The sequence below is a fragment of the Chryseobacterium gregarium DSM 19109 genome (assembly GCF_000430845.1).
Taxonomy (GTDB): Bacteria; Bacteroidota; Bacteroidia; order Flavobacteriales; family Weeksellaceae; genus Chryseobacterium; species Chryseobacterium gregarium.
Genome location: NZ_AUMU01000008.1, coordinates 1 through 25,400, shown reverse-complemented (window position 1 = coordinate 25,400; position 25,400 = coordinate 1). Strand labels below are relative to the sequence as shown.

At 39.4% G+C, this 25,400-nt stretch carries 27 protein-coding genes, 1 tRNA gene and 1 pseudogene; 17 read left to right on the top strand and 12 right to left on the bottom strand.

Annotated features, from left to right (window positions below; genetic code table 11):
• Window positions 1–27 precede the first annotated feature (27 nt).
• The gene (locus H561_RS23940) at window positions 28–192 is read left to right on the top strand and encodes a bacteriocin (RefSeq protein WP_155845777.1); all 165 of its coding nucleotides are present in this window, start codon (window positions 28–30) and stop codon (window positions 190–192) included.
• 171 nt (window positions 193–363) lie between these two features.
• On the opposite strand, the gene mutS is transcribed toward H561_RS23940, so the two are convergent.
• The gene (gene mutS, locus H561_RS0109830) at window positions 364–2,952 is read right to left on the bottom strand and encodes a DNA mismatch repair protein MutS (RefSeq protein WP_027386834.1); all 2,589 of its coding nucleotides are present in this window, start codon (window positions 2,950–2,952) and stop codon (window positions 364–366) included.
• 138 nt (window positions 2,953–3,090) lie between these two features.
• On the bottom strand, window positions 3,091–3,963 hold the full coding sequence (locus tag H561_RS0109825) for a cupin-like domain-containing protein (protein ID WP_027386833.1): 873 nt from the start codon (window positions 3,961–3,963) through the stop codon (window positions 3,091–3,093).
• A 144-nt stretch (window positions 3,964–4,107) separates the two neighbouring features.
• Here H561_RS0109825 and H561_RS0109820 point away from each other — a divergent pair, with 144 nt between their 5' ends.
• The 10 genes and pseudogenes from H561_RS0109820 to H561_RS0109775 all read left to right on the top strand — a co-directional run bounded on the left by H561_RS0109820 (window position 4,108) and on the right by H561_RS0109775 (window position 12,627).
• Window positions 4,108–5,025, top strand: coding sequence for a bestrophin family protein (locus tag H561_RS0109820; RefSeq protein WP_228372249.1), 918 nt, complete (start codon window positions 4,108–4,110; stop codon window positions 5,023–5,025).
• A gap of 60 nt (window positions 5,026–5,085) precedes the next feature.
• Entirely contained in the window at window positions 5,086–5,616 is a 531-nt protein-coding gene (locus H561_RS0109815; protein ID WP_027386831.1) for an RNA methyltransferase, read from the top strand.
• Between the two features lie 185 nt (window positions 5,617–5,801).
• The gene (locus H561_RS0109810; RefSeq protein WP_027386830.1) at window positions 5,802–6,452 is read left to right on the top strand and encodes a CBS domain-containing protein; all 651 of its coding nucleotides are present in this window, start codon (window positions 5,802–5,804) and stop codon (window positions 6,450–6,452) included.
• Window positions 6,453–6,456: 4 nt separating this feature from the next.
• Window positions 6,457–7,323 carry an NAD kinase gene (locus H561_RS0109805; protein ID WP_027386829.1) on the top strand — a complete coding sequence of 289 codons (867 nt, stop codon included), beginning with the start codon at window positions 6,457–6,459 and terminating at the stop codon, window positions 7,321–7,323.
• A 70-nt stretch (window positions 7,324–7,393) separates the two neighbouring features.
• Entirely contained in the window at window positions 7,394–8,464 is a 1,071-nt protein-coding gene (gene fbaA / locus H561_RS0109800) for a class II fructose-bisphosphate aldolase (protein WP_027386828.1), read from the top strand.
• Window positions 8,465–8,550: 86 nt separating this feature from the next.
• The gene (gene accD / locus H561_RS0109795; RefSeq protein WP_027386827.1) at window positions 8,551–9,405 is read left to right on the top strand and encodes an acetyl-CoA carboxylase, carboxyltransferase subunit beta; all 855 of its coding nucleotides are present in this window, start codon (window positions 8,551–8,553) and stop codon (window positions 9,403–9,405) included.
• 51 nt (window positions 9,406–9,456) lie between these two features.
• Window positions 9,457–9,969, top strand: a complete 513-nt coding sequence (locus H561_RS0109790) for a DUF6973 domain-containing protein (protein ID WP_027386826.1) — start codon at window positions 9,457–9,459, stop codon at window positions 9,967–9,969.
• Between the two features lie 102 nt (window positions 9,970–10,071).
• The gene (locus H561_RS0109785) at window positions 10,072–11,475 is read left to right on the top strand and encodes a nucleoside recognition domain-containing protein (protein WP_027386825.1); all 1,404 of its coding nucleotides are present in this window, start codon (window positions 10,072–10,074) and stop codon (window positions 11,473–11,475) included.
• A 12-nt stretch (window positions 11,476–11,487) separates the two neighbouring features.
• A pseudogene (locus H561_RS22345) lies at window positions 11,488–12,224 on the top strand (ATP-grasp domain-containing protein).
• 10 nt (window positions 12,225–12,234) lie between these two features.
• Window positions 12,235–12,627, top strand: coding sequence for a hypothetical protein (locus tag H561_RS0109775; protein WP_027386824.1), 393 nt, complete (start codon window positions 12,235–12,237; stop codon window positions 12,625–12,627).
• Window positions 12,628–12,646: 19 nt separating this feature from the next.
• Here the strand turns inward: H561_RS0109775 and H561_RS0109770 are convergent, their stop codons facing one another.
• From H561_RS0109770 to H561_RS0109755, 4 genes are all read right to left on the bottom strand, one after another.
• Window positions 12,647–13,531, bottom strand: coding sequence for an energy transducer TonB (locus H561_RS0109770; RefSeq protein ID WP_027386823.1), 885 nt, complete (start codon window positions 13,529–13,531; stop codon window positions 12,647–12,649).
• 15 nt (window positions 13,532–13,546) lie between these two features.
• Entirely contained in the window at window positions 13,547–13,945 is a 399-nt protein-coding gene (locus tag H561_RS0109765) for an ExbD/TolR family protein (protein WP_027386822.1), read from the bottom strand.
• 7 nt (window positions 13,946–13,952) lie between these two features.
• Complete coding sequence (locus tag H561_RS0109760; protein ID WP_027386821.1) at window positions 13,953–14,660, bottom strand: MotA/TolQ/ExbB proton channel family protein; 708 nt, start codon at window positions 14,658–14,660, stop codon at window positions 13,953–13,955.
• Between the two features lie 174 nt (window positions 14,661–14,834).
• Window positions 14,835–15,296: a hypothetical protein gene (locus tag H561_RS0109755; RefSeq protein ID WP_027386820.1), complete on the bottom strand. Its 462-nt coding sequence runs from the start codon at window positions 15,294–15,296 to the stop codon at window positions 14,835–14,837.
• Between the two features lie 243 nt (window positions 15,297–15,539).
• On the opposite strand from H561_RS0109755, the gene H561_RS0109750 reads away from it, so the two are divergent.
• From H561_RS0109750 to H561_RS0109740, 3 genes are all read left to right on the top strand, one after another.
• Window positions 15,540–17,336 carry a DUF885 domain-containing protein gene (locus H561_RS0109750; RefSeq protein WP_027386819.1) on the top strand — a complete coding sequence of 599 codons (1,797 nt, stop codon included), beginning with the start codon at window positions 15,540–15,542 and terminating at the stop codon, window positions 17,334–17,336.
• Between the two features lie 4 nt (window positions 17,337–17,340).
• Window positions 17,341–17,712 (top strand): hypothetical protein, encoded by a 372-nt coding sequence (locus H561_RS0109745; RefSeq protein ID WP_027386818.1) that lies wholly within the window; start codon window positions 17,341–17,343, stop codon window positions 17,710–17,712.
• A 193-nt stretch (window positions 17,713–17,905) separates the two neighbouring features.
• Entirely contained in the window at window positions 17,906–18,355 is a 450-nt protein-coding gene (locus H561_RS0109740) for a DinB family protein (protein ID WP_027386817.1), read from the top strand.
• A gap of 92 nt (window positions 18,356–18,447) precedes the next feature.
• Here the strand turns inward: H561_RS0109740 and H561_RS0109735 are convergent, their stop codons facing one another.
• On the bottom strand, window positions 18,448–19,068 hold the full coding sequence (locus tag H561_RS0109735; RefSeq protein WP_027386816.1) for an endonuclease III domain-containing protein: 621 nt from the start codon (window positions 19,066–19,068) through the stop codon (window positions 18,448–18,450).
• A gap of 33 nt (window positions 19,069–19,101) precedes the next feature.
• Here H561_RS0109735 and bcp point away from each other — a divergent pair, with 33 nt between their 5' ends.
• Window positions 19,102–19,551 carry a thioredoxin-dependent thiol peroxidase gene (gene bcp, locus H561_RS0109730; protein ID WP_027386815.1) on the top strand — a complete coding sequence of 150 codons (450 nt, stop codon included), beginning with the start codon at window positions 19,102–19,104 and terminating at the stop codon, window positions 19,549–19,551.
• A gap of 167 nt (window positions 19,552–19,718) precedes the next feature.
• On the opposite strand, the gene H561_RS0109725 is transcribed toward bcp, so the two are convergent.
• The 5 genes from H561_RS0109725 to H561_RS0109705 are packed head-to-tail and all read right to left on the bottom strand — an operon-like array spanning window position 19,719 to window position 23,920.
• Window positions 19,719–20,261 carry a GNAT family N-acetyltransferase gene (locus H561_RS0109725; RefSeq protein WP_051349355.1) on the bottom strand — a complete coding sequence of 181 codons (543 nt, stop codon included), beginning with the start codon at window positions 20,259–20,261 and terminating at the stop codon, window positions 19,719–19,721.
• Window positions 20,221–20,895: a hypothetical protein gene (locus H561_RS0109720; RefSeq protein ID WP_027386813.1), complete on the bottom strand. Its 675-nt coding sequence runs from the start codon at window positions 20,893–20,895 to the stop codon at window positions 20,221–20,223. Before H561_RS0109720 ends, H561_RS0109725 begins: the two co-directional genes overlap by 41 nt.
• 31 nt (window positions 20,896–20,926) lie before the next feature.
• Window positions 20,927–22,012 (bottom strand): mannose-1-phosphate guanylyltransferase, encoded by a 1,086-nt coding sequence (locus H561_RS0109715; protein WP_027386812.1) that lies wholly within the window; start codon window positions 22,010–22,012, stop codon window positions 20,927–20,929.
• A 2-nt stretch (window positions 22,013–22,014) separates the two neighbouring features.
• Window positions 22,015–22,605 carry a SprT-like domain-containing protein gene (locus H561_RS0109710; protein ID WP_027386811.1) on the bottom strand — a complete coding sequence of 197 codons (591 nt, stop codon included), beginning with the start codon at window positions 22,603–22,605 and terminating at the stop codon, window positions 22,015–22,017.
• Window position 22,606: 1 nt separating this feature from the next.
• Entirely contained in the window at window positions 22,607–23,920 is a 1,314-nt protein-coding gene (locus tag H561_RS0109705) for a TolC family protein (RefSeq protein WP_027386810.1), read from the bottom strand.
• A gap of 98 nt (window positions 23,921–24,018) precedes the next feature.
• On the opposite strand from H561_RS0109705, the gene H561_RS0109700 reads away from it, so the two are divergent.
• Together H561_RS0109700 and H561_RS0109695 are read left to right on the top strand one after the other, a co-directional pair.
• On the top strand, window positions 24,019–25,263 hold the full coding sequence (locus H561_RS0109700) for a bifunctional folylpolyglutamate synthase/dihydrofolate synthase (protein ID WP_027386809.1): 1,245 nt from the start codon (window positions 24,019–24,021) through the stop codon (window positions 25,261–25,263).
• A gap of 42 nt (window positions 25,264–25,305) precedes the next feature.
• Window positions 25,306–25,380 (top strand) — tRNA-Val (locus tag H561_RS0109695).
• Window positions 25,381–25,400: the final 20 nt, after the last annotated feature.

Here is a 25,400-nt window from a genome sequence, read left to right as displayed (position 1 = left end):
CTTTAGCTTAAACCAAATTCAATTATTATGAAAAAGTCAAACATTCAACAAAGAAAGCTCACAAAAAATGAATTAAAAGAAATTAACGGTGGAAAAAGACCAGTATGTCCAAGAGTCGTAAGCTGTATTGATCAGGCAACCGGAGAAGAATTATATGGTGTGTTCGGAGTTCAGGATGGGTATTGCTGTTAAAAGTTTAACTCCATCTTTAAACAGAAAATCATCAAGAAAGAGATAGAAGAAATCAGTGGTGTAGCGGACAAAACTTGTATTACCGCTTGTTTCAGTAATAATGATGGAAAGTTATACATAGGAGCATGCAATACAAACGGAGTTTGTTGCTAATCAAAAAAAATGATTGGATTATTTTCCAATCATTTTTTTTATCGAATTAAGCTTCATTAAAGCTTCAATCGGAGTCAGCGTATTGATATCGATTTTTGTCAGTTCTTCACGGATATTTTCCAGAACTGGATCATCCAGCTGAAAGAAAGAAAGCTGCATATTTTCTTCGGTTACCCTTTTGATGCTTTCAGAAGAGGCGCCCTGCGTACGGCTGGCTTCCAGTGTCTTCAGGATTTCATTGGCCCTGTTGACAACTTTTGAAGGCATTCCCGCCAGTTTGGCGACATGAATCCCGAAACTGTGTTCACTTCCTCCGGGAATCAGTTTCCTTAAGAAAATAATATTGCCTTTATTCTCCTGAATAGAAACATGAAAATTTTTCACCCTTTCAAAGTTTACGGTCATTTCATTCAACTCATGATAATGCGTTGCAAATAAGGTTTTTGCCTGTGTCGGATGCTGATGAAGGTATTCTGCTATGGCCCAGGCTATGGAAACCCCGTCATAGGTAGACGTTCCGCGCCCGATTTCATCCAGCAGAATCAGGCTGCGTTCAGAAATATTATTTAAAATATTTGCAGCTTCATTCATTTCCACCATAAAAGTGGATTCACCGGCAGAGATATTGTCCGAGGCTCCTACCCTGGTAAAGATTTTATCCAGGATACCGATTTCAGCATGTTTTGCCGGGACAAAACTTCCGATCTGCGCCATCAGGCATACAATAGCCGTCTGTCGGAGGATGGCCGATTTACCCGCCATGTTGGGCCCTGTCACCATGATGATCTGCTGGGAATCTTTATCCAGGAAAATATCATTCGGTATATATTTTTCACCCAGCGGAAGTGCATTTTCAATGATCGGGTGCCGGGCTTCTTTAAGATCAATTGAAAAAGTTTCCGTTAAAACCGGTTTGGTATAACTCTCGGAAACGGCCAGTTCTGACAGACCAACCGCAACATCAAGCTGTGCGATGATATTTGAATTTTCCTGAATCCGGTCAATATAGATCATGGTTTCGTTACAGATATTTCTGTACAGCTCATTTTCCAGAACCCCTATTTTTTCTTCCGCGCCGAGAATCTGGCTTTCATATTCCTTCAGTTCCTCCGTAATGTAACGTTCGGCGTTCACCAGGGTCTGTTTCCTGATCCAGTCTGCAGGAACTTTATCTTTATGAGTATTCCTGACCTCAATATAGTACCCGAAAACATTATTAAAATCAATCTTAAGGCTTGAAATTCCCGTCCTCTGAACTTCCCTGTGGCACATCTCGTCCAGAAATCCACGCCCTTTGCTTTGAAGCCCTCTTAACCGGTCCAGTTCCTCTGAAATCCCTTCTTTGATCACATTGCCTTTGGCCAGATTCACCGGAAGCTCCTCATTCAGGTGGTTCTGAAGGCATTTAATAAGTTCATCCTGATCATACAACGGGTCCAGCCACGCCAGAACATCGGCATGCGGATGAAGCAAAGCCTTAATTTTATGAATATTGATCAGGCTCTGACGGAGATATCCCAATTCTTTAGGTGAAATTTTCTCGGCGGCCAGTTTTCCCATCAACCGGTCTAAGTCTGAAATAGACTTTAATAACTGGGAAATTTCATATTTAAGATGGTCGTTTTCATTTAAAAAATCAATTAAAGAAAGCCTTCTTCCGATTTCACTTACAGACTTTAAGGGTAAAATAATTCTTCTTCTCAACAAACGTCCTCCCATCGGAGTCGAGGTTTTATCAATAATGTCCAGCAATGATTTACCCTGCGGACTGCTTGGGCAGACGATTTCCAGGTTTCTTAAAGTAAAATGATCCATCATCAGAAAATCTTCCTGCGGAATAATCTGAATTCTGGTGATGTGGGCCAGCAAATTATGATGGGTATCTTCTACGAGATAAGCAAAAATAGCTCCCGCTGCCGTAATCGCCAACGGCTGGTTTTCAACTCCGAAGCCTTTTAATGAATTGGTTTTGAAATGATTTGTCAGTTTTTCGTAGGCGAAATTATATTGAAAGGCCCAGTCTTCAAGCTTAAAGGCATTTTTATTTTTAAACTGTTCCGGGATCTGGACGCTTCTCTGATAAATAATTTCACTCGGATCAAAGGTATTGACAATATGAAGCAGCTTTTCAAGGCTTCCTTCACTTACCAGGAACTCACCTGTGGAAATATCCACCAGCGCAATTCCGAACTTTTCTTTTTCTTTATGAAGGGAAAGCAGGAAATTATTCTTTTTTGAATTTAAAACCTGGTCATTGAATGTGACACCGGGGGTCACCAGTTCCGTTACGCCCCTTTTCACAATTCCTTTCACCGTTTTTGGATCTTCAAGCTGGTCGCAGATGGCCACCCTCATTCCTGCCCTTACCAGTTTCGGCAAATAGGAATCTACGGAATGGTGCGGAAATCCCGCCAGTTCAATATGGCCGTCTCCATTGGCCCTTTTGGTAAGGACAATTCCTAAAATCTGAGACGTCTTAACCGCATCCTGCCCGAAAGTTTCATAAAAATCCCCTACCCGAAATAGCAAAAGCGCATCAGGGTATTTGGCCTTGATGGTATTATACTGTGTCATTAAAGGAGTTTCTTTCTTCGTCGCCTTTGCCATTAAAATTGATCTTAAAATTAGGATGGTAAAAGTATGAAATAAAAAAGAAGGATTAAAGTTTTTGAAAAGTATAGCTGCAAACGTACAGATTTTGAACACCTGAACAATCTGTCAGATCTATAAAATAAAATTTAATCTTTATTGCTTAAGATGATCTTCCAAAGCCTTCGCGCTCTTATTATACGCCCATTTCTGTTTATAATCCACCCACTTGACTTTAAATAATTTACGCATTAATTTATCGGTGTATCGCATAATAAAAACATGATACAGCATATTCGCAAAAACACCGGGTTTGCCAGGAAGCGCCCGGAGCGACATGGAAAATCCGGGCTCAAGATACCTGTTGAAGTGCCAGAACGCACCGGGAATGAAAAGCGCATCCCCATGTTCCATAAAAACCTCAAAGCCTCTGGCATGTTTCAGTGCCGGAAACTTTTCGTAATCAGGGTTTTCATAATCCACTTCATAAATAGTGTGCACCGATAGGGGAACTTTGTATAAGAAGGCAGACTGTTTCTGGTCAAATAATAGAATCCTCTTTTTCCCTTCAAAATGGATATGCAGAAAGTCCCCCAGATCCACATCATAATGCATCAGCACATGGGCTTCGCTTCCCCCGAAAAATAAGGTCGGCAGCCTTTTGAAAAACCGTATTCCCAAATCCGGATAGGTAAAGTTTTTCAGCAATTCCGGTAGCCGGTCTGTGATGATGTAAAAGAAAATGCGCAGATCCGAAGGCCTGCTTTTAATTGTATCGATATACTCCTTCATCTTCATATGAGTCACAGGCGCATCTGAGCTTCCGGAAGCATCAGCCGGTTTATTATCATACAAGGGAACTTCCTGATCTCCCGCTTTTTCACGGATAAAATCAAAGTTCCACTGATCAAAAGCTTCCCAACGGCTTGCAAAATTTTTAATCAGAAGCGGCTTCTTCTTTGTGAAATAATTTTTCTGAAAATCTTCTTTGTTGATATCCGTTACGACATCTACGTTTTCGAGAATCATTTTGTGTGGTATTTAAATGCGGAATAAAAATAGTGTTTTTTTGAAATTCAAGAAAATTTTAACATAAATATTAGTCATCATCCGCCATCATAACACCGCATTTAATCTCAAAAGGTACCGTAAGATTGAAATGAGGTCATCAAAATGAAAAATTTTATCTTTGCATCATCAATCCCGCGTATGAGAGTTTACAATACCAAACATTTTCTGAAAATCCTTTTCAGCCTGCATAAAAGCGATACGATGAAGATCCTGTTCCCGACGATGATCCTGGTCGGATTATATTCCTGGGGTATTGAATACCTTGAAGTGGAATACCTTCACTTATCTTCAAAATCGCCCGTCAGCAATGTGAGCATGATTCATTCTTTACTCGGTTTCGTACTGTCTTTATTACTGGTTTTCAGGACCAATACTGCCTATGACCGGTGGTGGGAAGGCAGGAAGCTCTGGGGCAAGCTGGTCAATGACTCCCGGAACTTTGCCGTTAAAATCAAATCTGTTCTTGAAAATGACAGACAGGACCTGGAACAGATCGCAAGATACCTTAAATATTTTCCGCATTTTCTGGCCAAACACCTTTCCAAAGAATCTACAAGACTGGCATTAGACGAGGACTATTCTGAAATCGAAGACCATATCAAGCATCACGGCCCTACAGAAATCGTTATTCTTTTAACCCACAAATTACATCAGCTTAAAAAACAGGGAAAAATTTCAGACTTTGAAATGCTGTATTTAGACACCCAGCTTTCAGGTTTTCTGGACGTTTGCGGAGGCTGCGAGAGAATTAAAAACACACCGATTCCGTATTCCTATTCTTCCTTTGTAAAGAAATTCATCATTCTTTATGTCCTGGCCTTACCGGTGGCGTACGTTATATCTATCGGACTTTTTATGATTCCTCTGACCGTTTTTGTATATTATGTCCTGATGAGCCTTGAAATGATTGCCGAAGAAATTGAAGACCCTTTCAGCAATGATGAAAATGATATTCCCATGGAAGCCATTGCCCAGAACATTGAAAAAAGCGTTCATCAGATCATGGGTTTGCCTAAATAAAAATCTTTATTCCGTTAAAGATCGTACATATATATTGATAACTACATTAAATACAACCAATTGGTACATAAACTAAAACTGGAAGAGCTTAACAGAATCGATGTTGAAACTTTTAAAACCGTGGAAAAGATTCCTCTGGTCGTCGTACTGGATAATATCAGAAGCATGCACAACGTGGGCGCGACGTTCAGGACAGCAGATGCCTTTCTGGTCCAGAAAATCATTCTCTGCGGAATTACGCCTCAGCCGCCACACCGCGAAATCCACAAAGCCGCTTTAGGAGCTACGGAAAGCGTGGACTGGAGCTATGAGGCAGATATTAATGCGGCTATTCATCATCTCAGGTCACAGGATTTTGAAATTGTAGGGATCGAGCAGACCACCAACAGCCAGATGATTACAGACTTTAAAATTGATCCTTCAAAGAAATATGCAGTTATTTTAGGGAATGAAGTGGAAGGAATCAGTGATGAAGCACTGGATAATATCGGTTCTTTTATTGAAATTCCGCAATTGGGAACCAAACATTCTTTAAATGTAAGTGTCTGCGGAGGAATTGTGATGTGGGAATTTGCCAGGATCCTGAAATAAAAAAACTGCAAGTGCCTAATAGACAGTGCAGTTTGAAATAAATCTAATAAAAAGTAAAAATGAAAGGCGACAAAGATACCTATTTTTTCGTCACGGGCAAATTTTAAAATCATTTTTTTGATTTCGAATGAAAAAAAGTTGGTGTTTCGGAAAAAGTTTCATTTAATTTTTTATAAATTAGCACAATGTTTATCAAAGACTATATCTCAAAAGATTTTCCGTGTTTTAATCTGACTGACTCGATAGAATCAGCAAGAGACATGATAGATGCATTTGGATATTCTCATATTTTCATTAAAAAATCCAATCATTTCTACGGTGCGATTGCTGAAGATTTTCTTTATGAAGAAGAAGGAACGCTGAAGGATCTTGAACATCAAATCGAACGCTTTGCAATTCTTGAAGACAACAATATCATGGACAGCATCCGATTGTTTCATACCTTCAATGCCAACGTGATCCCTGTAATCAACAAGAATGAAAAATACCTCGGCTACATAAGCTGTGAAGATATCTTCCAGGACCTGTCAAAGTATCCGCTGTTTTCGGAATCAGGAGCTATTCTTACGGTAGAAACCCCTGCCAGGAAATATTCGATGACGGAGATCGCCAATATCGTTGAAAGCAATAATTCTAAATTTTACGGAGCTTTTATCAGTTTTATGTCAGATGAAGCCATTCATGTGACGATCAAGATCAGCAATGAAAACCTGAGCTCTATTGATGAAACATTTGACCGTTACGATTACAGAATTGTACAGAAATATTATTCTGATGACAAATCCGATCTGTTTCAGGACAGGTTCGGGTTTTTCCAGAAATTCATAGAAATATAACATGATGAAGGCAGCCATATATTCTCAGAAAAAAGATCTTGATACCTTTTTATATTTAAGCAAATTTATTTCCGAGCTGGAAAACAGAGGGATAAAATCCGTTTTATATGATGAGATGGCTGAAGCGCTTCAGTTTTCAAAAATTTTCGAAACCTTCAACTGCAAGCAGGATCTTGTAGACAAGGAAGTTGATCTTTTTTTTACATTCGGAGGCGACGGTACCATCGTTAACTCCTTAACATTCATCGAGGATCTGGAAATACCGATCGTAGGTGTAAACACCGGCAGATTAGGTTTTCTTGCCAGCTTTACCAAAGAAGAAGCCTTTAACGAACTGGATTCTATTTTAAAAGGTGACGTCAAGACAAGCCGACGTTCCGTGATCCAGGTGGTTTCGCCCGAACTGGAAGATTTTTTCCCGTATGCCCTGAATGATGTTACGCTGTCCAGAAAAGAAACAACTTCGATGGTGACGGTGGATTCTTACATCAATAATGAGTTCCTGAACATCTTCTGGGGAGATGGCGTGATCGTTTCCACACCGACAGGTTCTACCGCTTATTCATTAAGCTGCGGCGGGCCAATCATTTCCCCGAACAACGAAAATTTTGTCATTACGCCTATTGCCCCCCATAATCTTAATGTAAGGCCGCTGGTGGTAAATGACAGGGTTGAAATTAAGTTTAAAGTGGAAAGCAGGGTTCCCCAGTATTCACTTTCACTGGACTCCAGACTGATCCATATAGAAACTGACAAGGAAATTATCATCAGGAAAGCCAACTTTCAGATCCTCCTGGTGCAGCCCAACAACCTGAGTTTCTATGAAACCATCCGGCAAAAGCTGCTTTGGGGACGGGACAAAAGAAATTAGCAATTAAGCAAAAATGATTACCTTTACAGGAATTTTACAAATCCGAATAATTTATATTAAAAAGTAAAACATGAGCAGAATTTTCCCGGCAGGAGTTGCCACAGGTCAATTAGTTACTGATATTTTTCAGCATGCTAAAGAAAACAAATTTGCATTACCTGCAGTTAACGTAATTGGTTCCAGCAACGTGAATGCGGTGATGGAAACTGCAGCAAAACTGAACTCGCCTGTTATCATTCAGTTCTCTAACGGAGGTGCTGCTTATAATGCAGGAAAAGGATTAAGCAATGACGGACAGAAAGCAGCTATTTTAGGAGCTGTGGCCGGAGCAAAACATATTCATACGCTGGCAGAAGCTTACGGAGCGACTGTGATTCTTCATACCGACCACTGTGCCAAGAAACTATTGCCCTGGATCGACGGATTGATGGATGCCAACGAAGAATTCTTCAGACAGACCGGGAAATCACTGTACTCTTCTCATATGCTAGACCTTTCTGAGGAATCTTTGGAAGAAAACCTCGAAACATCTGCCCGTTATTTTGAAAGAATGGCTAAAATGCAGATGACTCTGGAAGTGGAAATCGGTGTTACCGGCGGAGAAGAAGACGGTGTTGACAATTCAGATGTTGACAATTCAAAACTGTATACGCAGCCCGAAGATGTAGCCTATACGTATGAAAAACTGAAAGCCATTTCTGAAAACTTTACCATTGCAGCCGCTTTCGGTAATGTACACGGCGTATATAAGCCAGGAAACGTAGTGCTTACCCCGAAAATTCTTGACAATTCTCAGAAATATGTTCAGGAAAAATTCGGAACTGCTGAAAAGCCTGTGAATTTTGTATTCCACGGAGGGTCAGGATCTACATTGGACGAAATCAGGGAAGCGATTGACTACGGAGTGATTAAAATGAATATTGACACTGATCTTCAGTTTGCGTATACAGAAGGAATCAGAGATTATATGGTTGATAATATCGATTATTTAAAGACCCAGATCGGAAATCCGGACGGAGAAGAAAAACCTAACAAAAAATTCTATGACCCGAGAACATGGGTAAGAAAAGGTGAGGAAACATTCTCCAAGAGACTGGTTAAGGCATTTGAAGATTTAAATAACGTAAATACTTTAAAATAATTTTGTAAAAACATAATGTACAAAGTAAGATGTAGTTAATTACATGATACTTTGTACATTATAAATTGTACATTAATACAGACACTATGGCATTCGAGTGGTTTAAAAGAAAAGCACAAAATATTACGACATCGACTGATGAAAAAAAAGACGTTCCCAAAGGTCTTTGGCATCAGACTCCTTCCGGGAAAATTGTTGAGCATGACGAATTAAAGAGAAATAATTATGTTTCTCCTGAAGACGGCTTTCATGTAAGAATAGGAAGTGCAGAATTTTTCGATATCCTTTTTGACGAAGGTAAATTTACTGAGCTGGATGCTAATGTTGAAAGTATTGACATCCTGAACTTTAAAGACACCAAGCCTTATGCAGACCGCCTGAAAGAGGTAAGAGCCAAAACCAAGCTGACGGATTCCATCAGAAATGCCGTAGGAACCGTAAAAGGAACTGAAATGGTTGTTTCGTGTATGGATTTTGCATTTATCGGAGGTTCTTTAGGTTCTGTCATGGGAGAAAAAATAAGGAGAGCTATTGATTACTGTATGGAAAAGAAACTTCCTTACATGATTATCTGCCAGTCCGGTGGCGCGAGGATGCAGGAAGCAACCTATTCCCTAATGCAGCTGGCAAAGGTTCAGGCTAAGCTTGCACAGCTTTCAGAAGCAGGACTTTTATACATTGCCTATCTTTGTGACCCTACGTTTGGGGGAATTACCGCTTCTTTTGCCATGACCGCCGATATCATTATGGCTGAACCTAAGGCACTGATCGGTTTCGCAGGACCAAGGGTAATCCGTGAAACCATTGGAAGAGACCTTCCGGAAGGGTTCCAGACTTCAGAATTCCTTCAGGAAAAAGGATTTGTAGATTTTATTGTAAAAAGGACAGAAATAAAAGACACCGTTGCTAAGACGATCAATTTATTAACGGTAAAAGCTTAAAATTTATAAAAAAAAGATCATCTCTCTCCTATTAGGGAGAGATTTTTATTGATGAGAACTTTCAGAATATTTTTCAATACCATCCGGAGCATGAGCCTTAAAAAGATCATGCGCCTTTTATCGCTTGTTCTTCCCCATCCTGTTTTCTCTGTATTAAGTTTTTATGCTACGCTTAAAGCCTATACCATCGCCCAGAGAAAATTCCCGGAAACAGCCTCTACCAACGGTATCGGAAATTCATTCAGGCATGCGCTGTGGTGCTGTTTTATCCTGATGTACTGCTGTAAGGTTTCTTCTCCTGAAAAAGCCCTGAATTTCTGTAAAAGAATTACCGATCTGCACGAGGAACTCTTCCCCAATAAGCCGCTGGAAACCAAAATGGATCTTCACAACAATAAAATCGGAATGGACTATTTCATGGAAATGCTTGAAGGTGTGCACCGTCAGTTTTTTGAAAAGAACTTCTTCATAGACGGGCTGGAGAAAAAGATGAAAGATGCCAAAGTACTGAAGAGTACGGATGATGATTTTAAAGGCTTTCTCGTCTATCTGGATGAGAAATAGGATTAAGAGAATATCAGCCGGCTTTATGATGATGGTTAAGAGAAGATCTGTTTTGTAATCTGGAGTTTTTTCGATAAGTTTAAACAATTATAATTCAATCGGATGGTCCTCAGCAGAATTTGGTCGGCATTTATCATTATTGCCATTGCCATTGCCAGTATAAAATGCATTTCATCAAGCCATTACCAAACCATTTTCAATGATATGGTCGTAGGAAAAGGCGGTGACACCGTACAGATCGCAACCCAGAACATAAACACCTTACCTCCTGTGGTACGGGACAGCCTGATGAAAAAACCGGATTTTGCAGACAGCCGGATCCATTATAAAGCCGATTCCCTGAGACAGGACGTCAAAGTGTACCGGGTACAGGAAGCAGACGGCGTTATCGGAACTTCTGAAACGGCAGTAAAGATCTGTATCGGCCTCATTGGCATTATGACCCTGTTCATGGGGTTTATGAGCATTGCTGAAAAAGCAGGCGGCATCAATCTTTTAAGCAGGCTGATCCAGCCTTTTTTCTCCAGGTTATTTCCTGATATCCCTAAAAACCATCCTGCTTTCGGGCATATGCTGATGAATTTCAGTGCCAACCTCCTGGGACTGGATAATGCAGCTACTCCGTTTGGACTGAAGGCTATGGAAAGCCTGCAGTCTTTGAACCCGAATAAGGATACCGCGAGCAATTCACAGATCATGTTCCTCTGCCTTCATGCCGGAGGAATGACTTTGATTCCCGTTTCGATTATTGCGATCCGTGCCTCCATGGGTTCAAAAACACCGACCGATATTTTTCTTCCCTGCATGATCGCAACATTTGCCGCGACTTTAGCAGCCATGATCATCGTATCATTATATCAGAAAATCAATCTGTTAAAACCTATTGTTATTGCTTATGTAGGCGGAATCTCTGCAATGATCGCGCTTCTGGTTTTGTATCTGGTACAATTAAATAAAGATGAGCTGGATAATTTCAGCAAAGTATTGAGCAACGGATTGATTCTCTTTATTTTCCTGGCCATTGTGCTGGGTGCGATCTATAAAAAGATCAATGTTTTTGATGCCTTTATCGAAGGGGCAAAAGAAGGGTTCTGGACTTGCGTGAAGATTATTCCTTACCTGGTCGGGATGCTGATTGCCATTTCACTGTTGAGAACTTCCGGGGTTTTTGATGTAATTATCGACGGCATGAAGTGGGTGGCGTATACGGCGAACCTGGATGCAAGATTTGTAGACGGGCTTCCGACTGCTTTAATCAAACCGTTATCAGGTTCCGGCGCACGGGGAATGATGGTGGATACCATGTCAGCTTTCGGGGCAGACAGCTTTCAGGGGAAACTGGCTGCGGTTCTCCAGGGAAGCTCAGATACTACCTTTTACGTAATTGCTGTTTACTTCGGAGCTGTAGCTGTGAAGAATACAAGATATGCGGTGGTTGCCATGCTTCTGGCAGATCTGGTAGGCGTTATTACGGCCATTGCTTTGGCCTATTTATTTTTTGCATAATCAGATACTCTTATGAAAGCCTATATCCAAAGTGATAAAAACGGAGAATTCTATAATGTCAATGCATTTGTAGCGTATGAAGGATTCAGGAATTTTGGTTTTGAAACTGAAAAATTCACGGATGCAGATGAGATTCCAGACTGTAATCCTGAACATATTGTTGTCGGCGGAATCGGAAATGTGAGAAAAAGGCTTAAAAATCTGAATATAATCCACCCTGATAAGGAAATAGATTATCCCGAAGAACTAAAGCTGTTTTTAAGAAGAAAGATCTGGGAATCCATAATCAATACAATATTTAAGGATAAAAAGAGCCGGAACATCTTCATCAAACCCAAAACAGAGACTAAATTATTTGCAGGAAAGATTATCAGCCATGAAATAGATTTCCTGGGATTAATTGATCAGGAAAAAGATACAGAAATCTGGTGCTCCGAACGAATTGACTTTAAAACGGAATGGCGCTGTTTTATCCGGTATAAAGAAATTCTGGATATCAGAAGATACAAAGGCGATTGGGACACAAAATTAGATGTAAAACTGTAGAAAATGCGATTGAGCAGTTTACATCTCAACCTAATTCGTATGCACTTGATTTCGGTATTAATGAAAATAATGAAACTGTTTTGGTAGAAGTGAATGATGGGCATTCATTAGGAACGTACGGGATTTCACCGGTCCATTATGCGAAATTCCTTTCTGCACGATGGAGCGAATTAACCCGTACAGAAGATTACTTAAACTTTTAATTTAATATATATGATCACCGATAAAGAATTCACATTAAGATTAATACGACAGTTATCTCAGGCATTGGAAAAACTGATTTTAGACAAACCTGAAGAAAGCCTGATGCAGAAAGAACTGGATTTCGAATCCTTAATGAAAGATATTTTCAAAATGGACTTCACGGAAATTTCTTCAAAACCGAAAGAAGAAATCATAGGAATCGTCAATGAAAGACAGGAAAGGGATCACAAAGATTATTACGAAATGTTGGGGAATCTCTTTTATTTTAAAGGCAGAGGGGAACATAACAATGACTTTTTAGATAAGGCAAAAACATTCTACGAACGGTACCTGCAGACCAGCGGGATTTTCGCGCTTCCGGTAATCAACAGAATCAATGAAATAAAAAAAGCACTTGAATAAAGTAAAGTGCTTTTATTTTTTAGAAAGTAATTTTATACGTCCCGGTAGAAGATACCGCGGACTTTTCCGCTTTCACGTATTTTTTCACCCATGAGACAGCGTTTGATGTGATACAGGGATCGGCGGTTCCGCCTGATCTTCTTGCAGAAACTACATTGCCTGCTTTATCTACCGTGTAAGCCACCGTAATGGTTCCGCTTGCAGTACAGCTGTTAGCTGGCTGAGAGCCGCCTCTGCCCATAGTCCCGGGAATAAATCTGACCAGTTTACGGTCGATGCCTACTTTACTGTCGCCATTTCCGTCGCCGCCTAGAGGGTCTCCGGCATTTCCGATTCCTTCCCCGTCACCCTGACTTCCGGATTTCGTACCTCTTCCTCTGATCAGATTGCCGATAGCTGCCGTTCCTTTTCCGTCACCGTTCCCGGTCTTTGAATTGGCGGTTGCCGCTCCTGATTTTTTAGTGGTCTTCGCAGCACTTGTACCGGCTGTCGATTTTTTATTATCTTTTGATTCCTCTTTTTTCGGAATCGTCACTTTAGTATTATTTCCGGTAATGATTTTTTCTTTCGCTTCTGATTTTTTAGTTTCCGGCTGAGGCTGGGGTTCAATAACCGTTTTGGTTTCAGGAACAGCAGTTTCTAAAGGGTCGGAAGTAATTTCTTCCGCCGGTGCTGCTAAACTTCCCGGCTGGTCGGCAGGTTCTTCCATTCCGTTTCCGTTCCTGTTGTCACCGAAGTTCACCAGCATGGTGGTCACCACTTCCGGTTCCGGTTCCTGAGGCTTTGGTTTCAATTTATATAAAAAAACAAACAACAGGATGCCAGACCAGATCAGGACAGAAAGCAGTGCGCTTTTTATCCGGTCTCTGTTTTCTTCGTTTTTATTTATAATATTGCTTCTCATCATTACATGATCTTCTTATTTATCTTTAACAGTTGCAATAGCAATGTTAAATTTATGCTTTTCAGCAATTTCCATCGCAAAAACCACGTCTTTATGCATGGTATTTTCGTCCGCTCTTATGGTAAAGGATTTATTGGTCTGGCTGGCAAGTTTATTCACAATCATTTGTTCCAGATCTCCCCTGTTCACAGGATTATCATCCACAAAATAGGATCCGTCAGGCTTAATGCTTACTGTCAGCGGATTTGGTATATTATCATCAACAGCTCCTGTTTTCGGCAGCTTTACGTCAATCGCACTCTGATTGGCGGCAGAGGAAGTGATCATAAAGAAGATCAGCATCAGCAGGATGACGTCTGTCATCGCGGCTAAACTGAATTCCGGACGGGCTTTATTTTTTCTCTGAATTTTCATTGAAATATTATAAAGGTTTGTTGATTAAATCTAAAAATTCACCGGACATATTCTGCGCTTTCAGTACAAACTTATCAATTCTCGTCAAAAGAATATTGTAGAAAAAATTGGCAGGAATAGCTACGGCAAGACCGACTGCCGTCTGCCCCAACGCGGTATAGATCCCTTCTGAAAGTGTTTTCGGGGAAAACGCCCCTTCCATATTGGATAAATCAAAGAATGCAATAATCATCCCGATTACTGTTCCCAAAAGCCCGAGCATCGGAGCAATACTGGGTACTACGGCCAGAAGGTTCAGATTTTTCTCTATATTGGCCACTTCAACCTGTGCCTGGGATTCCATTGCGCTGACGATATCAGAAACCGGACGTCCCAATCTTGAAATTCCTTTCTCCAGAATTCTTCCTTCCGGCGAATTCTGTCTTTTGCAGTAATCTGCCGCGGGTTCAATCTTTCCTTCTTTAATGAAATCTTCAATGTTGTTCATGAAATCGGCATCCGTTTTTGAGGTCAGCCTTTTGATGAAGAAAAACCGCTCAAAGAAAAGATATACGGAGAATATCCCCAGTGACAATACAGTCACCATTACTATTTTTGCGAATATTCCTCCGTGAAACATGATTTCCCAGAATGAAAATACTTTCTTGGGTGCCTCTGCCATTGCAGATGTTGTTACCTGGGCAAATAAAATCTGAGTAAGTTCCGTTAACAGCATTAATATGTATTTTTATAAAAGTTGTAACGACAAATGTAATGGAATATTATGAAATGTTATCTTAAAAATTGCTTAAAAAGCGACTTAAAATCCATCATTTTCCAAAATAACAAATTTCTTTTCAAATCATTTTTGAAAAGAAATTCCTTAATATAAATTATCGGAGATAGATTTCTAGTCTTCGTCTACCACAATCTCATCCTGCTTAAATTCACATTTCATCCTGAAAGGAATCGGGACGTCAGAGCCTGTATAGAAATCATCAATCTTTCCTTTCCAGATTACCTGAAGCACATCTTCTTCGTTTCTTTCGAACTGAAGCTCGTTATCATAGATGAAAGCATCTTCATCGTCGAATAAGTCCACTTCCGTAAAAGTATCTTCCTCAGAATCATTGATCCTGATTGTTTTCCCTTCTATTTCTTCCGACTCAAGAGGAAAATCAAAAACTTCAAGTGAAAGTTGCGGAAAGTTGTACTGCAGAGAATCATCATCTACATGATCCAGGCTGTCATCCGTAAGTATTTCAACCTCTAATAAATGCTGCTGGTTGCTGTAAACCGCTTTACAATAAGTGTGTCTGATATTGTACTTTAGCGTTTCGTCCGGATGGTAAATTTTTAAAATCCCTTTCATTATTTCTTAAAAAAGAGCTGTAATACTATGATTGTTAAACGTTTTCAACAAAGATAAACAATAGATTGAATGTGAAGAATTTTTTGAAAATTATTTTTAAAAAATCCTTTATAATTTATAAGATCACGGATATCTTCCTCTTGCCCTGTTGAATGAATAGCCTGTAAAATGATTATCTGTGCCAACTCTTGCCACTTATATTCTTTTAATATTTACATTTGCTTTAAAAAGAATTCTGAAAAAATGAAAAACATTGTATTGAAAGGTATTTTAGGATTAAGCTTACTGACAGGTCTTACTTCCTGCAAAAAGTCGGATTCCCCTTTAACGAAAGTAACCCCTTCCAATCTGGATTCCATAGCATCCAATTATTATGAGCAGTATTTAAAACTCTACCCTTTGGAGGCTACTTCACAAGGTGATCTGAGATACAATGACCAGCTTCCGATTACCATTGACAAAGATTTTATTTCAGGAGAAGTGGCTTTTTATCATTCGGTGCAGAAACAGCTTGAAAATGTTGATTATAAAAGCCTTTCTGATGAAAATAAAGTGGTTTATGATGTATTGGACTATACGTTAAAAGATAAAATTGAAGCTTATGCCTATCATCCGGAATACATTCCGTTTACACAGTTTGGAGGGCTCCCTCTGAATTTCCCTTTGTACGGGAGCGGACAGGGAAGCCAGCCTTTCAAAACAGAAAAAGATTACAGCGACTGGCTGAAGAGAATGGAGAAATTCCCGGACTGGATGAATACCGCCACAGACAACTTCCGTGAAGGAATAAACAATAAAGTCGTGCTCCCTAAGAAACTGGTTGTTAAAATGATTCCGCAGATGAGGGCGGAAGAGATCATATCAGCCGATCCGGATAAAAATATTTTCTACGGACCCCTTAAAAGCTTCCCGAAAGATTTCACCAAAGAGCAGAAGGAAAGGCTTTCAGCATCTTATAAAGAGGTGATTACCAAAAAAATTATTCCGGCCTACACCCAAATGGGTGATTTCCTGGAAAAAGAATATCTGCCTAAAGCCCGGGATACAGACGGTTATAACAATCTGCCGAACGGAAAGGAAATTTACCAGTACTACGTAAAAAGCTGGACCACCACCAATCAGTCTCCCGAAGCCATCAATAAAACCGGGCTGCAGCAGGTTGCAATGCTCCGAGCAGAAATGGAAAAAGTAAAACAGCAGGTAGGTTTTACCGGTACACTGGAAGAATTTATCAGCTTCGTAAAAACAGATCCGAAAGCAATGCCCTATACCACATCAAAAGAAGTGATAGGTGCATTCAATGGGATTCTGGCTAAAATTACCCCAAAGCTGAAAACCATGTTTTCCGTAGCCCCGAAAACGAAATTTGAGATCCGCCAAACCGAAAAATTCAGAGAAGCAAGTGCCAGCGCAGAATATATTCAGGGAACCCCTGACGGAAAAAGGCCGGGGATCTTTTATGTTCCTCTTCCCGATCCAACGAAATTCAATGTCACTTCAGGAATGGAATCGCTTTTCTTACATGAAGCCATTCCAGGGCATCATTACCAGGTTTCTCTTCAGCAGGAAAATACCAAACTTCCGAAATTCATGAGATTCGGCTGGCTCGGTGCTTATGGTGAAGGCTGGGCGCATTATTGCGAAACGTTAGGCCCTGAATTTGGTTTATACACTGATCCTTATCAGAAAATGGGCTATCTGAGCGACCAGATGCTGAGGGCCGTGAGACTGGTTGTGGATACCGGCCTGCATACCGGAACCATGAAGCGAGAGGAAGCTATTAAATATTTCCTGAGCAATATCTCTTATGACGAAGCCGGCGCAACCGCAGAAGTGGAACGGTATATGGCGATGCCAGGACAGGCTTTGGGCTACAAAATCGGATCTTTAAGAATCCGTGAACTGAGAGAGAAATACCAGAAGGAATTGGGGGGAAAGTTCAGCTTGGCCAGGTTTCATGATGAAGTGCTGAGTCAAGGATGCCTTCCTTTGGATGTGCTGAACAGGAAGATGGAGCTTTGGGCAAAGAAGCAGAAATAATTTCATGAAAGCTATTTTAATTCTTACTCTATTTCTCTTTTTTAACTGTGAAACAGAGAAAAGGGATTTAAATAAGTTTAAAAAAATAACTATTGATAAGAGTTTGGTTGATAATGATACAATCAAACTTTTATCAAAATACCCTGAGTTGAAATTATTTAACAGTGAGAAAGTTGAGAGTACAGCAAGAACCGCTTATATTGTCGAGGAAGCAAGCAATTATGATGCATTTTCTTACAACAGAAGGTCATTTTATTTTGAAAATTATAAATGTAAAGCAGCATACAGCGACGATACCATTAATATTTGGCTGAATAATGACAATGGTTACTTTGGAAATGGCATTTTAGTAAAGGTTTTTAATGATCAATTTTAAGTTAATGATATTGATCCCAAGACCTTAAAAGGTGAAATCAAATTCATTAATTCAAAGCCCGTTTATCAAAAACTAGTTCTTAATAAACGTCAATTAAAAAACATGACAGCATTTATGGTTTTATTGATTATAAGACAGATGTGGATTCATTGGTTAAAAAAAATTTCAGAGGATATTTTAAAACAGTAATAAAATGATCATAGAAAGTTTAAAGTCGCTCTATATAAGAGATTTAAATAAATTAAAAGCAGAAATCGAAGCGTATCAAAATGAGGAAATCCTCTGGAAAACAGATAAAAACATTTCAAATTCTGCGGGAAACCTGTGCCTTCATCTGGTGGGGAACCTCAACACTTATATCGGAGCCCAGCTTGGAAATTCAGGATATGTAAGACAGCGGGATTTAGAATTTTCATTAAAAGATATCCCCCGGCCTGAACTTATTCAACAGATAGAAAAAACGATTGATGTTATCCTTTTTTCACTTGACAAAATCATGGAAGAAGATCTTAAAAAAGACTATCCTACCGAGCCGTTAGGGTATATAATGACCACTGAATACTTCCTTATCCATCTGTTCGGGCATCTGAGTTATCATGTGGGACAAATTAATTATCACAGGAGATTATTGGATGTGGGGTAATTTTTAAATCATTATTCCGACATCCTGTCAAACCTTCTTTGAATTTTAGCCAACTCCATGAAGAAAAATTTTTGCGGCTGTCAATTGAATTTTTATTTTTCAAACAGCATTTTTGTAATAAAGTCTTTTTCGCCTTTTCCCCTTGCCGGAGAATACTCCCTTCCATAGTAAATAATCTGCAGGTGGAGCTTGTTCCAGACACTTTCAGGCCAGATGGATTTTGCATCTTTTTCTGTTTCTATCACATTTTTACCGGATGTCAGCTTCCACTGGGTCATCAGCCTGTGAATATGGGTATCAACGGGAAAAGCGGGAAAGCCAAAGCCCTGGCTCATCACCACAGAGGCGGTTTTATGCCCGACTCCCGGTAAAGCTTCCAGTTCTTCGTAGGTTTGAGGAACTACTCCGTTATGCCTTTCCAGTAAAAGTTCGGCCATTCTTTTCAGGTTCCTGGCTTTGGTATTGGATAATCCGATTTCTTTAATCAGCTCCCTGATTTCCTCTACTTCCAATACAGCCATCTTTTCAGGAGTTCCGGCCACTTTAAAAAGATTGGGTGTTACTTGGTTCACTTTTTTGTCCGTGGTCTGGGCAGAAAGTGCCACCGCTACCATTAAAGCGAAAGGATTGGTATGATCCAGCGGAATAGGAACTTCCGGGTATAATTTCTCCAATTCCTGCTGAACGAGTGCAGCTCTTTGCTTTTTTGTCATATATCCGTTAAATTTGAACAAAATTAAATTATTATGCTGAAAGTCGGAGACAAATTACCAACATTTAAAGGAATAAATCAGGATGGAGAAACCATACAGTCAGAAAACCTGATCGGGAAAAAATCAGTGATTTTCTTTTATCCTCAGGCTAATACGCCTACCTGTACGGTGGAAGCATGTAATTTAAGCGACAATTATGCTCAGCTTGAAAGAGCAGGGTTTCAGCTGTTGGGCATAAGCGGGGATTCTGTTAAAAAGCAGAAAAACTTCCACAGCAAGTTTGCTTTTCGTTATGATTTAATCGCTGATGAAAACCATGATATTATTGAGAAGTTCGGGGTGTGGCAGGAGAAAAAGACCTTCGGAAAAACGTATATGGGAATTGTAAGGACCACTTTTATTTTCGATGAAACAGGAATTTGTACGAGAGTGATTGAAAAAGTGACTTCAAAAACGGCTGCTGAACAGATTTTAGAAGGATAACTTTTATCTCTTATCATTCTGGGAAGCAATTAAAACAAAATCTTAATTTTTAGCGTTTTATCAGATACCGTCTGTCATCCTGAAAGGATCCAAACAAAGTCATTTACACCTTGTGCAGATTATTTGGGATGACAAACCTAATTGTCTTATTTTATTGCGTTTGAGAATTATTCCGTTTCGTAATACATCAACTCTTCCAGGTCATCAGGAATATGAACAAACTTCTGAAATTTCAACCCTAACTTTTCGATCAGTTTCTGAGAAGAAAAATTATCTTTTGTGGTAATGGCAGAAATCTTCTGTAATCCGAAATCATTCATGCCGATGGATTTTATTTTCAATGCCGCCTCGTAAGCATATCCTTTTCCTTCAAATTCATCGAGAAGCGAAAAACCGATGTCAACAATATCCAGACCTTCCCTTTCAAAGATCCCCACTCCACCGATTTTATGATGCCCTTCTTTAGTGATAATCACGTAATTTCCGAAACCCAGCTTCTCAAACTGCGGAAGAAACCTGCTCTTGATATAGTTTTCCGCATCGGAAACCGTTTTTAAATTCCGGTCTCCTATATATTTGATAAATTTAGGCCGGTTGTAAAGGTCAAGGATAAATTCTCCGTCTTCCAATGACATCGGGCGCATGATCAGTCTTTCCGTTTCATAAAATTTATCTGCGCTTTGGGGATCTGGCTGGTTTTTTAGGCTCATCTTTGGGTTCTTCTTTCTTTTCAATTTTTAAGAGCCTTGGATTATTTGTACACTTTTTATTATAAAGCTCGATATAAGGCCCATTGTCTTTTACCCCGGAAATATTTCCGGTTGATTTACTGACGGTTAAAGTAAAATATTTTTTCTGATAAGGACATTCTTTCGAGGTAAGCTTACCCAGATCCAGATAATAATTAGATGGATCTTCATAATAATTTCCTGCGACATCTCTGAAATTTTCATCAATAATATACCCTTGTGTTGCAGCAAAAACGGCAGCATCGTGAATATTGTTTACTTTTCCTACAAATTTCTTCAGTCCCTCCAGATCATTAATATATTCAGTTTTCCCGCCCAGAAAATATACAATATAATAAAACTCGTTTTCTTCTACTATCCCGACATTGAATCCTGATGATTGAGAAGTATAATTCTTATCGGCTGATGATGATTTTATCACGGTGTCTTTTCCGGAATTCTGATGAATCAGACTCCAGGAATCCGTTTTAATCTCAGGGATGATATTCTGCAGGACGCTTGCCACATCATAAAACGGCTTCTTTTCCTGTGAATATAAAAACACACCCAGGAAAATGAAGCTCAACACCCTGACTTTGTATATAAATCTTACCATATTTCAACAACGCAGAAAGCATCCGATTATTTTACATGAATTTGTCTCCTTTCTTCAGGTTTTTCAGATCCAGAACGTAATCCTTGATCAGCTGGTCATGATCTCGGGGACAAATCAGCAATGCTTTATCCGTATCAACGATGATGTAATTTTCCAGTCCGTCAATGATCACTGCCTTATTGGTATTTTTCAGCCGTATTACATTTCCTTTGGCATTGTAGGTAAGGATAGGCTGCTTGGATTTTACCGAATTCTGATTATCATCTTTATCCGCATTTTCATATACTGAAGTCCAGGTTCCCAGATCGCTCCATCCCAGATCAGCAGGAATCACATAGACATTTTTCGCTTTCTCTAAAATACCGTTATCGATGGAAATTTTCTGAACCTTAGGATAAATAATTTCAATACAGCCTTTTTCACTGTCGGTATTGTATTCGCAGGCCATAAAATGCTGGGTCATTTCCGGAAGGTGTTCCTCAAATGCCTGATGAATGCTTTTCACATTCCAGATAAAAATTCCTGCATTCCATAAAAAATCACCACTTTCAAGAAAGCTTTTTGCTATCTCCAGAATAGGTTTTTCAGTAAATGTTTTTACTTTATAATAATCAGAATCATGCTTGTCTACAAATTGGATATACCCATATCCTGTATCAGGCCTTGTAGGGGTGATCCCCAAGGTAACGAGATATTCATTTTCAGCAGCAAGATCAAAGGCAAGCTTTGCTTTTTCCAAAAAAATTTCTTCTTTCAGAATCAGATGATCCGCAGGCAGAACTATCATGGTGGCATCCTGATCAATTTCTGCAATTTTATTGACCATGTAAAGATTGCAGGGTGCCGTATTTTTAAGTAAAGGTTCCCCTACTATATTTTCCTGAGAGATTTCAGGTAATTGCTGATAAGTAAGCTCTACATATTCTTTATTGGTAATGACGAATATGTTTTCATCAGGAATGATTTTGCTGATGCGGTCATAGGTCTGCTGAATCATGGTACGGCCTACTCCTAAAATATCCTGAAACTGTTTCGGAAATTTCTGTGTACTCATAGGCCAGAATCTGCTGCCGATTCCTCCTGCCATAATGACGCAATATCTATTTGATTTTGACATTCTTAAGTGTATTTTTCCACCCTTGCCAAAGGCTTGAAAGAGTACTTCCTTCCTGTAGCCAGGTTCTTACAAAGATAGTTTTTTTTAATAAGACCTTCTAACAAATACTTTTCATTCCGGTATATGAAGAAATCTCCCTTTTCCAGTTTTTCAATAAATATAAGATTATCATCCTGATTTTCAATATGAAAATATTTTACCAGATCGGGACTTGCCATGAAATTGGCTTTCGGAGATTTTGAAAATTTCACCATAATCGGTCTCAGGTTTTCTTCATAAACATTAATGCTTTGCAACAGCATCTGCCTGAAAGTTTCTTTCCATTCATTTCCGTGGGGAGAAATTGTTCTTCCATATTTTTCAAAAGCAATAAGATGGGCCAGCTCATGGGTCAGCACAAAGAAAAAAAGCTGCGGGACCAATGTAGAATTGATGGTGATCTCATGAGAATGATCCGGAAGCTTACGGTAATCTCCCAGTTTGGAATTCCTGTTTCGTGTGACTTTTATATGGATATAATAATCTGCAAACCAATCTTTTAAATACTGAAGCGTATTTTGTGGTAAATATTTTTCTAAAGACTGGACAGACATGCTATAAACTTAAAGGAATTCCTGCGTAGAAGTTCAGCAGTTTAAGGCTGAAAAGATAATTAAATTTAGACTGGGCCACAGAACCCTGCGCATTGGCATAGTTGTTTCTCGCTATATTAACATCATAAATTGTAGACCTCCCTGCCGCATAACTTTTATCAGCAAAATCCAGCGCCAGCTTTGTGCTTTTTTCAGCCTGAACGGCAGATAAATAAATCTCGTAATTGGCATCAACATCAAACTGGGCTTTCTGAACATTCTCCCTCACAATCTGTTTCTGCTGCTGCATCGTTACTTTGGCAATATTTTCATTCAGTTTCGACTGTTCAACCTGAAGCTTTGTAATCCCCTTGTTAAAAATCGGGATATTTAAACTTACACCGCCCTGTTGCCCAAAATTATCTTTGTATTGTGGGAAAAACCCGACATTGCTGTTCGTGTTCAATAAATTATTATAGAAGGTTCCAAAACCGACACTTGCCGTTAACGTTGGCCAGAAAGTTGTTTTCGTCACTTCCGTCTGAGCTTCTGCCGATCTTATCCTGCTTTCCGCCGCTTTAATCTGAGGCTGGTTATCATAAGCCGTCGTCAATACTTCATCAACAGATTTCAGCTGAGGTTCCAGCTGATCCGGAACATCGACATCTTCAACATCAAAATCTTTATATTCCTGAAGCTGCAGCAGCTGGACCAAAGCAAATAAACTTCTTCCTACGTTAATTTCTGCAGTCTTTAGATTTTGTTTTTCCCTTGCCAGTCCTGATTCCGCTTCTGCAAGAATGGTTTGAGCGGTTGTTCCTACACTGGTGGTTATTTTTGCTCTGTCATACTGCTTCTTTGCATTCTCTACGGCAGACTGGGAAATTTTCACAATTTCCTTATTTAAAAGTGTCGTTAAATATTGCTGGGCAATCTGAAGGGAAATATCATTTTTAATGGTTTCAATATCATACTGGCTGGCCTCTACATCAAATTCTGTTTTTCTAATGGTTTTTTCAAGCCGCCCGTTATTGTACACCAGAATATCGGCACTAAGATTGGCATTGTTGCTGAACCTGTCATTCCGGATACTTCCCGTCCCTAAGGAAGCCTGGCCGAAACTCACACTGTTTCCTAAATTTGCGGAAACGGATGGAAGATAGTTTTTCTTTGCAATTCTGAGGTTAAGATCCTGCATTTGTTTTGAATATTCATTTTGGATCACCTGCAGATTATGTGTGGTCGCATAGTCTACACATTCTCTCAAAGACCATTTTTTCTGGGCATTGACAGCCAGGCAAGATAATCCCAAAATAATAGTCAAAACTTTTTTCATGTTACGCTTTTTTATAATTAGACGAACCAAATATAAAAAAGTTACAGTTTCAGAAAATTATTGTTTCATATGTATGAAACTTTTGAGAATTTTGTGGCATGACTATCGAACAATATCAGGAAGCTGTAGACTGGCTTTTCGTACAGGCTCCGAATTACCAGCTTGAAGGACAGAAAGCGTATAAACCAGGATTGGATAATATTATAAGACTATGCGAATTTTTCGGAAACCCACAAGAAAAAATAAAATGCATTCATATCGGCGGCACTAACGGCAAAGGGTCTTCAAGCAATATGCTGGCTTCGGTGCTTCAGGAAGAAGGATATAAAGTAGGCTTATATAATTCACCACATCTTATTGACTTTACAGAAAGGATCAAAGTGAACGGCAAGAACTGTAATAAAGAATTTGTGTATCATTTTATTCAGAAACTGAAAAACCTTCCGGATGATATCCATCCTTCCTTCTTTGAGTTTACTACCATCATGGCCTTTGAATATTTCTGCCAGCAGCAGGTGGATTTCGCTATCATTGAAGTCGGTTTGGGCGGAAGACTGGATTCGACCAACATTATTCACCCGTTGGTTACGGCAATTACTAATGTTCAGTTGGATCATCAGAATATTTTAGGAGATACGCTTGAAGAAATTGCCGGAGAAAAAGCCGGAATTATAAAGAATAACATCCCTGTAGTTTCCGGGGACGAAAACGAAATAATAAAAGCTGTTCTTAAAAAGAAAGCAGAAACGGAGAACTCTCCTTTTATTGACGCCACCCTGTTAAAAACGGATTTAAAATCTGATTTGGAAGGAAATTATCAGAAGAAAAACATTAAAGTGGTTTTGGCTTTAATTCATGAGCTGAAAAAAATGAATTATACCGTTTCCGATCAAAATATTGAAAACGGGCTTTTAAACGTCCATAAAAATACCGGATTTATAGGCCGGTGGTTTGAGTTTTCAAAGAGTCCGCTCACGATCTGCGATACAGGGCATAATCAGGCGGGCCTGAAGTATGTTTTTGATCAGCTGAATTCCATAAACAGGCATAAACATATTATTCTGGGGTTTGTTAATGATAAAAAGATTGATGATGTAATGAAAATTTTGCCTGAAAATTCTGACTTCTATTTTGCAAAACCCTCTATTTTTAGAGGAAGACACCCTGAAGATTATGAAGATCTGTTGCAGCAGGCAAAAATTTCCTATAAAATTTTCAATTCCGTACAGGAAGCATATCTGTCTGCAAAAGAACAATGTAGAAACGGGGAAATGATTTTTATTGGCGGAAGTAATTTTGTTGTCGGAGAATTTTTAGAAAAAAATTTGGAGATTTCTGAATAAGTCGTATATTTGCACCACTCTAATCGAGGAAACAAGATAGTGGGGCTCTTAGCTCAGTTGGTTCAGAGCATCTGGTTTACACCCAGAGGGTCGGGGGTTCGAATCCCTCAGGGCCCACTAAAAAGGATACTGAAGCC